Source organism: Priestia sp. P5, from assembly GCF_029522155.1.
In the GTDB taxonomy this organism is placed as follows: Bacteria; Bacillota; Bacilli; order Bacillales; family Bacillaceae_H; genus Priestia; species Priestia megaterium_E.
On sequence record NZ_JAKWFJ010000001.1, the window covers coordinates 543384 to 557402 of the forward strand.

Sequence of the window (14019 nt, forward strand, 5' to 3'; positions counted from 1 at the left end):
TGCTTTATCGCTTATGATCGATTAGTAGAGGTCATGCCACGCTGCATGGCCTCAATTTTTGAAAAACGAATGATCTTATTTATTTGTACATGTAGATAAATACCTTTAGTCGATTAAAGACTGGTTGCCGATACATAAAAAAGATCAAGGAAAGGGAAGAATCGTATGCCAAAACCAATTATTGCGATTGTTGGTCGTCCCAACGTAGGAAAATCAACAATTTTCAACCGAATTGTAGGAGAGCGAGTATCTATTGTAGAAGATATTCCGGGTGTAACTCGTGATCGTATCTATAGTTCAGGTGAGTGGCTGAATTTGGATTTTAACATTATTGATACTGGCGGTATTGATATTGGAGATGAGCCATTTTTAGAACAGATCAAACAGCAGGCAGAAATTGCAATTGATGAAGCGGACGTAATCATTTTTCTAGTGAATGGACGCGATGGAATTACTGCAGCTGATGAAGAAGTGGCGAAAATTTTATACAAATCCAAAAAGCCCGTTGTCCTAGCTGTTAATAAAGTAGATAATCCTGAAATGAGAGAATTAATCTATGATTTCTACGCACTAGGATATGGAGAACCGTTCCCAATCTCAGGAACGCATGGTTTAGGTTTAGGTGACCTGCTAGACGAGGCAGCTAAGCACTTTCCAAAAGAAAAAGACGAAGATTACGGAGAAGAAGTCATTAAATTTTCATTGATTGGTCGTCCTAACGTAGGAAAATCTTCATTAGTTAATGCTCTTCTAGGTGAAGACCGTGTTATTGTCAGTGATCTTGCCGGCACGACACGCGATGCCATTGATACAAAGTTTACAAAAGAAGATCAAGAATATGTTGTTATTGATACAGCTGGAATGAGAAAACGTGGAAAAGTGTACGAGAGTACTGAAAAATACAGCGTACTGCGCGCATTAAAGGCAATTGAACGCTCAGATGTTGTCTTAATTGTATTAAATGCTGAAGAAGGTATTATTGAACAAGATAAGAAAATTGCTGGTTATGCACAAGAAGCTGGAAAAGCTGTTGTCATCGTTGTGAACAAATGGGATACAGTAGAAAAAGATGAAAAAACAATGAAAAAATTTGAAGAAAATATACGTGAGCATTTTCAGTTCTTAACATATGCTCCAATTGTATTCCTTTCAGCTAAAACGAAAAAACGTACGCACACGCTATTGCCAATGATTGATCTTGCAAGCGAAAGCCATGCGGTGCGTGTAGAAACAAGCATCTTAAATGATGTGATTATGGATGCAGTAGCAATGAACCCTACGCCTACTCACAACGGCAACCGCTTAAAAATCTATTACACAACTCAAGTAGCGATCAAGCCGCCAACTTTTGTTGTGTTTGTAAATGATCCTGAGCTAATGCATTTTTCATATAAGCGTTTCTTAGAAAATAAGCTTCGTGAAGCTTTTGGATTCGAAGGAACTCCAATTAAAATTATTGCAAGACCAAGAAAATAACAGAGGATGTGATCGGCGTGGAAAGAATAGCTGTACTAGGAGCAGGGAGCTGGGGAACTGCATTAGCTTTCGTATTGGCGGAAAATGGACACGATGTTCGCATTTGGGGACATAGACAACAAGTCATTGATCAAATTAACGAGACGCATCAGAATGAAAAATATTTGCCTGGTGTAGAGCTTCCTCATCAGATTAAAGGTTTTACGTCATTAGAAAAGGCAATAGAGGGTGTTGAAACCCTTATTTTAGCTGTTCCAACGAAGGCCATTCGTGAAGTGTTGCAGCAGCTAAAATCCCTTACCGATGAACTGTTTACAATTGTTCATGTAAGTAAAGGGATTGAACCAGATTCTCTTTTACGTATATCTCAAATGATTCAAGAAGAAATTGATACAAAAGACATCGTTGTCTTATCAGGTCCGAGTCATGCTGAAGAAGTAAGTAGAAGGCAGCCGACAACCGTGACATCAGCTTCAACAAATATACAAGCAGCAGAAAAAGTGCAGGATTTATTTAATAATCAACAGTACTTCCGTGTTTATACGAATCCTGATGTGATTGGTGTGGAAATTGGGGGAGCGTTAAAAAATATTATTGCTCTTGCTGCTGGTATCACGGATGGACTTGGATATGGTGACAATGCGAAGGCCGCTCTTATGACTCGTGGCTTAGCTGAAATCGCTCGTTTAGGTACTGTGCTTGGTGCCAATCCTCTGACGTTCTCAGGTTTAACCGGGATTGGAGACTTGATTGTAACGTGTACAAGCGTTCATTCTCGAAATTGGCGCGCTGGTAATCTTCTTGGAAAAGGCAAAAATTTAGACGAAGTATTAGAAAATATGGGAATGGTTGTAGAAGGTGTACGCACGACGAAAGCAGCTTACCAGCTATCTCAAAAATATGACGTAAAAATGCCGATTGCTGATGCTTTATATAATGTACTGTTTAATGATGTGAAGGCAAAAGATGCAGTAGACGCGCTTATGTCTCGTACTAAAACACATGAAATGGAAGATTTAGCGAATGTTTTAGGAGAAAAACTAAATTAAGTGCAAAGAAATATGAAAAAATAGGCAATTGGTGATACCCAAAATCATTTACTTGCATAAAATAACGTGTAAATAAAGATGAGTAGAACTGTTAGTATGGGAATATTTAGTTATGATCGAAGCGAAGAGCCCCCTTCGCTTCGATTTTTTTATGTGAAAAAGCAGGAATTTGTCAATTTAATAGGAAAGTAATTACTATAGAGCTTGAATTACTGGAAGGTAAATAAATAGTGAATTTAGAAAGTTCTATCAATATCCATCTTAACTATAAGTCCTTATGTTATAATAACGGTGAAAAAAGGAGTGGATGCAATTTGTCGCCAGGTTTGTTAAAGATGTGGATTTCATTGGGTTCCATTGTATTTATGTTTATTTCGGTATTTTCTATTTACTTTAGTCGTTATAAAATTACGAACCGCATTGGTAAAATTGTACTCGCTTTCATTGCCTATTCGCTTATGATTGTAGCAGGTCTTATTATGGTAATTGTTGTATTCAGCGGGCCGACAGATGCTTAATGTACATATGGTAGGGTGAGGGAAATGAAAAAATTCATGCTAACGTCTATTGTTGGGTTAACCATTTTTGTATTATCCGGTTGTTTGTACCCGGCGGAAAGAATGTCTCAAAATCAAGTTCCTTATAAAGATCAAGTTGCTTCCGTGCAAACGGCGGTTGATCAATTTAAACAAGAAAGCGGAGGCTTATTGCCAATAAAAACGAAAGATATGGACACGCCAATTTATCAAAAATATCCGATTGACTTTACGAAAATTGTTCCTAGATACATGCAAGACGCACCTGGGAATTCGTATGAAAGCGGAGGGATATTTGCGTACGTAATTGTGGATGCAGAAACAAAGCCCACGGTTAAATTATTAGACTTACGGATGGCGGATACGATTCAAGATGTTAACGTACATTTGAATATATACCGTCAAAACCATAAAGGGTACGTACCGTTTAAAGACGTCATCGCTCCCGGCGTATTCTCTATTAATTATAAAAAATTGAATATGAAAGAGCCTCCTGTCGTTACTAGCCCATATACAGGGAATAGTCTTTCTTTAATTGTTAATGGACAGGGAGATGTATTTGTAGATTATCGTCCTGATTTGTATGACGCCATTCAAAAGCATAAAAGCTCCTATAAACCTGGTGAAGATATACGAAAGCTCCTTGTGGAAAACAGTGATTTTGTACCTGCTTACTCTCTTCCTTATACAGTCAACGATAAGAATGAACCAATATTTTTTAAAAAATAAGTCATGAACCCCTTCTCCTTGAATAATATTCAGAGAGAAGGGGTTTTCTCTTTCTTGTACACCAATAATGATAATCAGAATGACTAAGTCAGCATGTGCATGAAAAAAATCATAAATTTTTCTATCAAAAGTCATATTTTAATAGGACAACGTCATAACTATATAGTGTCCTAATTTACTCTCGCAATGGATGTCATATTCCATGAACTCATAGATCGGAGGGGATCTTTTGGAAAAGGTGGATGTATTTAAAGATATCGCTGAACGTACAGGAGGCGATATATATTTAGGTGTGGTGGGAGCAGTTCGAACAGGAAAATCTACATTTATTAAAAAATTTATGGAGCTGGTGGTCCTGCCTCACATCGAGAACGAGGCAGAAAGAGCTCGCACACAAGATGAACTACCACAAAGTGCAGCTGGAAAAACGATTATGACAACTGAGCCGAAATTCGTACCGAATCAAGCAGTTAATGTTTTGGTAGATGACGGGCTAGAAGTTAACATACGGTTAGTAGATTGTGTAGGATATACGGTGCCTGGTGCTAAAGGGTACGAAGATGAAAACGGACCTCGAATGATCAATACACCTTGGTATGAAGAACCAATTCCATTTCACGAAGCGGCTGAAATTGGAACGAGAAAGGTAATTCAAGAACACTCAACGATTGGTGTCGTCATTACAACAGATGGCTCAATTGGAGATATACCTCGTCAAGATTACGTCGAAGCAGAAGAGCGCGTCATTAATGAGCTAAAAGAAGTAGGCAAACCATTTATCATGGTTATTAATACCGTACAGCCATATCATCCTGATACAGAAAAGCTTCGTGCAAAGCTTAATGAAAAATATGATATTCCAGTATTAGCGATGAGTGTGGAAAGCATGCGCGATACTGATGTGATGAACGTATTAAGAGAAGCACTCTACGAGTTTCCTGTATTAGAAGTCAACGTTAATCTACCAAGCTGGGTAATGGTTTTAAAAGATAAACATTGGCTGCGTGAAAGCTATCAAGAAGCCGTTAAAGAAACGGTAAAAGATATTAAGAGGCTGAGAGACGTTGAACGGGTAGTAGAGCAATTTAGCCAGTTTGAGTTTATCGATCAGGCTCGATTAGCCGGAATTGAGATGGGGCAGGGGATTGCCGAAATTGACTTATACGCTCCAGATGACTTATATGATCAGATTTTGAAAGAAATCGTGGGAGTAGAAATTCGCGGAAGAGATCATTTGCTGCAGTTAATGCAAGACTTTGTGCATGCAAAAACCGAGTATGATCAAGTCTCTGATGCACTTCGCATGGTTAAGCAAACGGGTTATGGTGTAGCTGCACCTTCGCTTTCAGATATGAGCCTTGATGAACCTGAAATTATTCGCCAAGGATCGCGTTTTGGAGTTCGTTTAAAAGCAGTGGCACCTTCTATACACATGATTAAAGTGGATGTAGAATCAGAATTTGCGCCGATTATCGGAACGGAGAAGCAAAGCGAAGAATTAGTTCGTTATTTGATGCAAGACTTTGAAGATGATCCGCTTTCAATTTGGAATTCAGATATATTTGGCCGCTCTCTAAGTTCAATCGTAAGAGAAGGGATTCAAGGAAAGCTGTCGCTGATGCCTGAAAATGCGCGATATAAGTTAAAAGAAACGCTAGAACGGATTATTAACGAAGGATCTGGAGGTTTAATCGCGATTATTTTATAAGAATATAACGTTAGGCTCCTCATAAAGGAGCCTCTTCTTTTTGGATAGATCATACAAAACTTTACATATATTGTGATGGATCGCATGGTTATCCTATTCCTGCGTTATTTTCTGCTTGCTATGCCTTGTTCAATATGTTAATCTTTTAACAGAAATCGATCGATCATACTGTTTTCACTACATACATACGGCAGACGAATGAAAAACATTGAATTATTTAGTTCAATCGTTTATGATTAGGCTTGTCGATACATAGGTTATGTATAATATCCATTTGTTTTGTTAAAGAATGAGATATAACGAATTACTAGATTCCTTTTCTAACAAGGTTTTTAGTTATTATATGATCCGATTTTGGGAGGAGGTGAATGGCATGAACAAGACAGAATTAATTAATGCTGTTGCAGAAGCAAGTGAGCTTTCAAAAAAGGATGCTACAAAAGCAGTTGATGCTGTTTTCGATACAATTTTAGAAGCTTTAAAAGCTGAGGACAAAGTTCAACTTATCGGTTTTGGTAACTTCGAAGTACGTGAACGTGCTGCTCGTAAAGGACGCAATCCACAAACTGGCGAAGAAATCGAAATTCCTGCTAGCAAAGTTCCTGCATTCAAACCAGGTAAAGCTCTTAAAGATGCTGTAAAATAATATCTACATAAAATGGCTTTATTTACAGCCGTTGATGAAGAGCTTTGAAAGGTCGCACATTTGCGACCTTTCTTTTTTGCCTTTGGTATATACATATGCTAGAATTTTTTTCATAAAGTCGTAATGCAACGAATTGGAGGGCAACAACATGTCATCTGTAAATAAACCACAGATCGAACAAGCTGTGAGACTAATTTTAGAAGCAATTGGTGAAGATCCAAACCGTGAAGGATTATTAGATACACCAAAGCGAGTAGCTAAAATGTATGAGGAAGTCTTTTCCGGGTTAAATGAAGATCCAAAAGAGCATTTTAAAACAGTTTTTGGAGAAGATCATGAAGAGCTAGTGCTTGTAAAAGATATTCCTTTTTACTCTATGTGTGAACACCACTTAGTGCCTTTTTACGGAAAAGCTCATGTTGCGTATATTCCAAAAGGCGGACGAGTGACCGGTTTAAGTAAGCTAGCAAGAGCGGTAGAAGCTGTTGCGAAACGTCCTCAGCTTCAGGAGAGAATTACATCTACAGTGGCGGATTCTATTGTAGAAACATTAGAGCCGCACGGGGTAATGGTAGTAGTGGAAGCAGAGCACATGTGTATGACCATGCGAGGCATTAAAAAGCCTGGAGCTATGACAATCACTTCTGCTGTACGTGGAGTGTTAGAACACGATGCAAGTTCTAGAGCTGAAGTTTTATCACTGATTAAATCATAATGTGGACGATGAAGGAGAAGAGAATATGACACAAAAAGGAACGCCGGAGTATATTGTCATTAAAGCTGTCGAAGATGGAGTTAACGTAATTGGATTAACGCGAGGAGCAGATACGCGATTTCATCATTCAGAAAAACTAGATAAAGGCGAAGTAATGATTGCGCAGTTTACTGAGCATACATCCGCAATTAAAATTCGTGGCAAAGCCGTCATTCAGACTGTTCACGGAGAAATTGAATCCGATACGAAAAAATAAGCAGGGATTTTCCTGCTTTTATTTATATTTAAAATAAATGAATAAGAACAGGAAAAACATGGTGAAACTAAAAGCAATATCTTAAATTACTGTCTAATAAATCCAGATGGCATGTAGACGAACGGTGTTCAAGCGGATGAGCAGCTAAATGATTTAAACCGTGAAAAAGCTTCAAAAGAATTTAAAGGATATTTTATAATGTAATTATGTTATAATTGACACTATCGATTTGGAGTTAAAAGAACTTTAAACAAATAGTGATGGAAAGGGAGACAAGGATGATGAGCGTAAAAACCATCTATGATATTGTGGCCAACATGAAAGAACAGCTTCATGTTGAATTAAGTCATCCATATGTAAAAAAATATATTCATCATCCGCGTATTGATGAAAATAGATTACTGTACATGTGTTCGTTCTTAGATACTCTTTCAATGGAAGAAGAAAAAAAGAACAGCTCTGTGCTATCTGTGATGCTCGTTCAAACCGCACTTGATACCCACGATCTAGTCTCCACTCAAAATGTTAGCGGAAACGAAGGAAAGCTGCATGAGCGGCAGCTGGTAGTTTTGGCCGGAGATTATTACAGCGGCCTGTACTATTACTATTTAGCTCAAAGCAACCAGCTGAATTTAATGAAAGTTATAGCATCTGCTATTAAAGAAATTAATATCGCTAAGATACACATTTATAACAATCGCTCTACTAATCCACACGACGTTATGAATAGTTTTTTAACAGCAGAATCATCGTTTGTAAGATGCTTATGTGACTATTTTGAACGTGAAGAGTGGAAAGAACTTTTAAAACATGCAGCGTATTTGAACGGGATATTAAAGCAATTAAAGTCATTACAGCATAAAGAGCCTACTCTCTTGCTAAACTATTGCAAACAAATTGGCATGAATCAAGAACAAATAAAAGAATACCTTTATTCGTATACTCAACAGTCTGTAAATATTGTTAGAGGATACTTACGAAGTGAATTTGTGATGAATGAGTTTTTAAGAGAGCACTTAGATGAACTTACATCTAGCTTAGAAGTGCTGAAAAATGTCGTAGGAGAAGGATAGAGATATGCAGCAATCAAAAGAACAGCGTGTCCATGGCGTATTTGAAAAAATATACAAAAATTATGATCAAATGAATTCTGTTATTAGTTTTCAGCGTCATAAGGCATGGCGCAAAGATACGATGAAGCGAATGAATGTTCAAAAAGGAACAAAAGCTTTAGATGTTTGTTGCGGAACTGCGGATTGGACGCTAGCTATGGCTGAAGCAGTTGGAGAAACAGGAGAGGCAGTTGGCCTGGATTTCAGTCAGAATATGCTAAAGATTGGTGAAGAGAAAGTAAAAAACTCACCTTTTTCAAACATTACCTTACTACATGGCAATGCAATGGAGCTTCCTTTTGAAGATAATTCATTTGACTATGTAACGATTGGATTCGGACTGCGCAACGTGCCCGATTACCTTCAAGTGTTAAAGGAAATGCAGCGCGTCGTGAAACCTGGCGGAAAAGTGGTTTGCCTTGAAACTTCTCAGCCCACGATGATTGGCTACCGACAAATGTACTTGCTTTATTTTAAGTATATTATGCCTGCGCTTGGAAAGATGGTCGCTAAAAGCTATGACGAATATTCATGGCTTCAAGAGTCAGCTAGGGACTTTCCAGGTCAAAAGCAATTGGCTGATATGTTCCGTGAAGCCGGTTTGACAGATGTTGAAGTGAAATCTTACACAGGTGGAGTAGCAGCGATGCATCTAGGGTACAAACGATAAAAGAGAAAAAGCTTGTCCTACAGGTGCAACAGCCTGTAGGATAAGGAGTAAAGAATGAATATATAATGCAAGGTGAGTCCAATGAAACTAAAAATGATGTACGCTTTTTTGAATACGGATATTACCCTTATTGAAAAAGAACTTGAACAAACTGTTCATACCGATGAAACACTTATCACAGATGCTTCTCTTCACCTTTTACAAGCAGGGGGGAAACGAATTCGCCCTGTATTTGTTTTGTTGGCAGCTAAATTTGGGCATTACAACATCGACCGAATCAAACATGTGGCAGTAGCGCTTGAGCTGATTCATATGGCGTCTCTTGTCCATGATGATGTTATTGATGACGCTGATAAGCGACGCGGAAAACCAACAATTAAGGCAAAATGGGACAATCGTATTGCTATGTATACAGGGGATTACATCTTTGCTCGTGCGCTTGAAGTTATGAGTGAGGTTAAAGATGTGGAAGCACATAAAATTTTATCTAATACGATGGTGGAATTAACACTGGGTGAAATTGAACAGATTAAGGACAAATACAACCTAAACCAAAACTTACGCGTGTATCTGCGTAGAATTAAACGTAAAACGGCACTGCTAATTGCTGCAAGCTGTCAGTTAGGTGCAATTGCAGCGGGAGCTCCTGAAGATATACATAAACGTTTATTTTGGTTTGGATATTACGTGGGAATGTCATTTCAAATTACCGATGACATTTTAGATTTTATTTCATCAGAAGAACAGCTTGGGAAACCAGTTGGCAGCGACTTACTGCAAGGAAATATTACGCTGCCAGTTTTGTATGCCATTGAAAATGCTGAGTTTCGAGATAAAGTAGAACAGCTTTTCGAGAGGGAATATGAGCAAGAGCTGATCAATGAAATTATTTCTGATATTAAATCTTCTAACGCCATTGAACGTTCATTTGAGATGAGCGATCGTTATCTGCAAAAAGCGATGAGCATTTTAGAAGAACTGCCGCCAAACAAGGCGAAAAAAACGCTGCATCAAATTGCGAAGTACATTGGAAAACGGAAATTTTGATTTATTTACTTTCATAAGTTGTAAACTGCTCGAAACAATGTTAATATCTTCATGAGGTGTGATTGCGCTTTCAAAACTTGTTTACATATCATGAACTTCAGGGGTGGAGAGTAAAATGATACAAAAAACGTTTTTAATGGTCAAACCAGACGGGGTACAAAGAAGCATTATTGGTGAGGTTATTTCTCGCTTTGAGAAAAAAGGTTTTCAATTAGTTGGAGCTAAGCTTATGCATATTTCGCAGGAATTAGCTGAAACACACTACGGTGAACATAAAGAGAAACCTTTCTTCGGTGAGTTAGTGAAATTTATCACATCAGGTCCAGTTTTTGCTATGGTATGGGAAGGTGAAAACGTGATTTCAGTATCACGTCAAATGGTGGGAAAAACTAACCCTCAAGAAGCGCTTCCTGGAACTATTCGAGGTGATTATGGACTGATTGTCGATAAGAATATTATTCACGGCTCAGATTCACCAGAGAGTGCGGAGCGTGAAATCAGCTTATTCTTTGAAAGTGAAGAGCTGACTTTCTATAAAAAAGACGCAGACGCTTGGATTTACTAATTTAGATAGCGCAAAGAGACGAATGAATTTTCATTCGTCTTTTTTATTGTGTTTATAAATAGGCTTCTAGGCTATTAAGTGCAAAGATTTCCCTACATAAACATTTTCATAATGTATTCCGATATATTAATAAGAAGATAAGCGTATATAAAGGTTTTATTTCTTTATACGTCTAGCATCAACGTATAGAAATAAGAAAGGAGAGTCAAAAATGATAGATGAATACGACGCGTTTGTGGAGAAAATAAAAACAAAAACAGGCATTGATTTATCACTATATAAGCAGTCTCAAATGCAACGCCGCCTTACCTCCCTATATGAAAAAAAAGGTTTTTCTAGTTTTTTTGAATATTATCAAGCAATGAACAGTAACAACGAACTGCTTGAGGAGTTTTTAGATCGGATGACGATTAACGTGTCAGAGTTTTATCGCAACTATCAGCGGTGGGATATATTGGAGAAGAAAATTCTACCGACTCTTGTAAAAGGAAAAACAGACCTGAAAGTGTGGAGCGCTGCCTGTTCAACAGGGGAAGAGCCATATACACTAGCGATGGTTTTATCAACATTTTTTCCGCTTTCGCGTATTTCTATATTGGCGACCGATTTGGATGAAAAAGTGATAGAAAAAGCAAAAACAGGCTTTTATGATGAACGTTCACTTCAGGAAATGCCTGTTTTGATGAAAAATAAGTACTTTCAACAAAGAGGAACCGGGTACTTATTAGATGAAAAAATCAAAAAAACAGTTGTTTTTCAAAAACATAACTTACTGTCAGACTCTTTTCCAAAAAACGTTGACTTGATTGTTTGTCGCAATGTTCTTATTTATTTTACAGATGAAGCTAAGCATGCTTTATATGAAAAATTCAGCAGAGCTTTAGCACCTGGCGGCATCTTATTTGTAGGTAGCACAGAACAGGTTTTTACTCCGCAAAAGTATGGATTTGAAACGGCTGATACGTTTTTTTACAGAAAAGTAAAGACCATTTAATCGAGACAACCTAAAGCGGTTTCTTAAAAGGTAGGGTGAAACTTTTTGTACATTCTTATGTTATAGTATGGTATAGTCATATTTAAAAATGGAAAAATTCTGACGAATAATACATATTAAGCGGAGGTACGATTATGCGATATTTAACAGCAGGAGAATCACATGGTCCACAGTTGACTACTATTTTAGAGGGTGTGCCGGCAGGGCTTCCTTTAACAGCCGAAGACATCAATACAGATTTAGCGCGAAGACAAAAAGGTCATGGTCGCGGAAGACGTATGCAAATTGAAAAAGATCAAGCGGAAATTTTAAGCGGTGTCCGCCACGGCTATACGTTAGGGTCTCCTATTACGTTAGCGGTAGAAAATAACGACTGGAAACACTGGACAAAAATTATGGGCATCGAGCCAATTTCTGAAGAAGAATCAGAAGAAGTAAAGCGTAAAATCTCAAGACCAAGACCAGGGCATGCCGATTTAAACGGCGCTATCAAATATGGCCATCGCGATATGAGAAATGTATTAGAACGTTCTTCAGCTCGTGAAACAACTGTAAGGGTAGCAGCAGGTGCTGTGGCTCGTCAAATCCTTGCTCAGTTCGGGATTTCTGTAGCTGGACATGTATTAGAAATTGGCGGGGTACAGGCAAATCCGCCTCAATACAAAAGCTTAGAGGAACTTCAAGAAGTCACTGAAGCTTCTCCAGTAAGATGTTTTGACTCAGCTGTTGAGAAAGACATGATGCAAGCAATCGATGATGCTAAGAAAAACGGCGATTCTATCGGAGGCGTAGTAGAAGTTATTATTGAAGGCGTGCCAGCAGGAGTAGGCAGCTATGTTCATTACGATCGTAAATTAGATGCGAAGATTGCTGCAGCTGTTATGAGTATCAATGCATTTAAAGGCGTTGAGTTTGGGATTGGATTTGAAGCGGCTCGCAGACCAGGAAGCGAAGTTCATGACGAAATTCTATGGGATGAAAAGAATGGATATACCCGTAAAACAAACAACTTAGGCGGCTTTGAAGGCGGCATGACAACAGGTATGCCAATTGTAGTACGCGGTGTAATGAAACCTATTCCAACGCTTTACAAGCCGTTAAAAAGTGTTGATATTGAAACAAAAGAAGCCTTCGAGGCAAGCATCGAACGTTCAGACAGCTGCGCTGTGCCGGCGGCAAGCGTTGTCGCAGAAGCCGTTGTAGCTTGGGAATTGGCTAATGCGCTAATCGAACAGTTTGGACAAGACCGAATTGATTTAATTGCTGAAAATATTGAGAAAATGCGTGCGCATGCGAGGGAGTTTTAATGTTGCAAATTGATATTCAAACTTTATCCAAAACATATCCTCTTTATTTAGGAAATGGATTAATTGAAAAGCTGCCTTCTATTGTCGAGAGTGTAAAACCTAATCTGTCTTCCGTGTTAATCATCACCGATTCAGCCGTAGATTCATATTATGGAGAAGCGGTTGTAAAAGCGATTGAGACGCAGTTTAAAGTGGCTAAATACGTAGTGCCAAGCGGTGAACATGCAAAGTCATTTCAACATTACTACGATTGTCAGACATTTGCACTCGAGCAGCAGCTTGACCGCAATGCGCTCGTTATTGCTTTCGGCGGAGGGGTAGTTGGCGATTTAGCTGGATTTGTAGCCGCTACATACATGAGAGGTGTTTCTTTTATTCAAGTGCCAACGACGCTTCTTGCTCACGACAGTGCTGTAGGCGGTAAAGTAGCCATTAATCATGAGCTTGGAAAAAATATGATTGGCGCTTTTTATCAGCCTGAAGCGGTTGTTTATGATATTGATCTTCTTAAAACGCTTCCTGAAAGAGAATGGCGTTCCGGTTTTGCAGAAGTGATTAAACACGCTTTTATTCACGACGAAGCTTTTTACGAATGGCTTCAGCAAAATATACAATCGCTGACTGATTTACAAGATGAAAAATTAATTTATGCTATTCAAAGCGGTATTTTAGTCAAAGCATCTGTTGTAAAAGAAGATGAGACAGAAGCTGGCGTTCGCGCCCATCTGAACTTTGGACATACGCTAGGTCATGCGATCGAAGCAGAGTGCGGCTATGGACAAATCAGCCACGGAGAAGGCGTTGCGATTGGTATGCTGTTTGCTATGAAAGTCAGCAATGTTCTTGGGAAAAGTCAGTTCCCTGTGGACGACATTGCAAAATGGTTTGAAAAATTTGGCTACAAGACTTCTGTCCCAAACCATCTTTCAGCTGAAAAACTGCTCGTAAGAATGAAAGCGGACAAGAAGTCTAAATCAAGCAATGTTCACATGGTACTGCTTGAAGGCATAGGCAGGCCTTTTGTTCAACAAGTAGAAGATGAAGTGATTCTTAAACTGCTGAATGAAGAGCTTCAAGCTTAGTTTCGTCTAAAGCCAAGTAGATAGTAGTTGACAAATGAATTTGAAACGTACTACAATTGGTAACAAGTTAGTTTAGAGATTTTAGTTATGAGAAAACAATAGACAGTTTAGTTGAGATTAGGGTAGA

The 14019-nt window shown here is 38.4% G+C and carries 15 protein-coding genes; all 15 read left to right on the plus strand.

The window, feature by feature from the left end:
• Positions 1-165: 165 nt before the first annotated feature.
• Positions 166-1476: a ribosome biogenesis GTPase Der gene (gene der, locus MMB69_RS02830; protein ID WP_014458340.1), complete on the plus strand. Its 1311-nt coding sequence runs from the start codon at positions 166-168 to the stop codon at positions 1474-1476.
• Positions 1477-1493: 17 nt separating this feature from the next.
• Complete coding sequence (locus tag MMB69_RS02835) at positions 1494-2525, plus strand: NAD(P)H-dependent glycerol-3-phosphate dehydrogenase (protein ID WP_050689707.1); 1032 nt, start codon at positions 1494-1496, stop codon at positions 2523-2525.
• Positions 2526-2839: 314 nt separating this feature from the next.
• A complete protein-coding gene (locus MMB69_RS02840) occupies positions 2840-3043 on the plus strand; it encodes a DUF2768 domain-containing protein (protein ID WP_013059020.1) in 204 nt (67 codons plus the stop codon).
• A 24-nt stretch (positions 3044-3067) separates the two neighbouring features.
• Positions 3068-3790, plus strand: a complete 723-nt coding sequence (locus MMB69_RS02845; protein ID WP_221812642.1) for a hypothetical protein — start codon at positions 3068-3070, stop codon at positions 3788-3790.
• Between the two features lie 229 nt (positions 3791-4019).
• On the plus strand, positions 4020-5498 hold the full coding sequence (gene spoIVA, locus MMB69_RS02850; protein WP_013059017.1) for a stage IV sporulation protein A: 1479 nt from the start codon (positions 4020-4022) through the stop codon (positions 5496-5498).
• A 373-nt stretch (positions 5499-5871) separates the two neighbouring features.
• A complete protein-coding gene (locus MMB69_RS02855; protein WP_013059016.1) occupies positions 5872-6144 on the plus strand; it encodes an HU family DNA-binding protein in 273 nt (90 codons plus the stop codon).
• A gap of 148 nt (positions 6145-6292) precedes the next feature.
• A complete protein-coding gene (folE, locus tag MMB69_RS02860; protein WP_013059015.1) occupies positions 6293-6859 on the plus strand; it encodes a GTP cyclohydrolase I FolE in 567 nt (188 codons plus the stop codon).
• A gap of 25 nt (positions 6860-6884) precedes the next feature.
• Positions 6885-7115 (plus strand): trp RNA-binding attenuation protein MtrB, encoded by a 231-nt coding sequence (gene mtrB / locus MMB69_RS02865; protein ID WP_013059014.1) that lies wholly within the window; start codon positions 6885-6887, stop codon positions 7113-7115.
• 278 nt (positions 7116-7393) lie between these two features.
• On the plus strand, positions 7394-8188 hold the full coding sequence (locus tag MMB69_RS02870) for a heptaprenyl diphosphate synthase component 1 (RefSeq protein WP_221784507.1): 795 nt from the start codon (positions 7394-7396) through the stop codon (positions 8186-8188).
• A 4-nt stretch (positions 8189-8192) separates the two neighbouring features.
• Positions 8193-8897 (plus strand): demethylmenaquinone methyltransferase, encoded by a 705-nt coding sequence (locus tag MMB69_RS02875; protein WP_013059012.1) that lies wholly within the window; start codon positions 8193-8195, stop codon positions 8895-8897.
• Between the two features lie 81 nt (positions 8898-8978).
• Complete coding sequence (gene hepT, locus MMB69_RS02880) at positions 8979-9944, plus strand: heptaprenyl diphosphate synthase component II (protein WP_221812641.1); 966 nt, start codon at positions 8979-8981, stop codon at positions 9942-9944.
• Between the two features lie 115 nt (positions 9945-10059).
• A complete protein-coding gene (gene ndk, locus MMB69_RS02885) occupies positions 10060-10509 on the plus strand; it encodes a nucleoside-diphosphate kinase (protein ID WP_013059010.1) in 450 nt (149 codons plus the stop codon).
• 211 nt (positions 10510-10720) lie between these two features.
• Positions 10721-11503 carry a CheR family methyltransferase gene (locus MMB69_RS02890; protein ID WP_221784505.1) on the plus strand — a complete coding sequence of 261 codons (783 nt, stop codon included), beginning with the start codon at positions 10721-10723 and terminating at the stop codon, positions 11501-11503.
• A gap of 134 nt (positions 11504-11637) precedes the next feature.
• On the plus strand, positions 11638-12810 hold the full coding sequence (aroC, locus tag MMB69_RS02895; RefSeq protein WP_221784504.1) for a chorismate synthase: 1173 nt from the start codon (positions 11638-11640) through the stop codon (positions 12808-12810).
• Positions 12810-13892 (plus strand): 3-dehydroquinate synthase, encoded by a 1083-nt coding sequence (gene aroB, locus MMB69_RS02900; RefSeq protein ID WP_221812639.1) that lies wholly within the window; start codon positions 12810-12812, stop codon positions 13890-13892. Before aroC ends, aroB begins: the two co-directional genes overlap by 1 nt.
• The last annotated feature ends 127 nt before the right edge of the window (positions 13893-14019 follow it).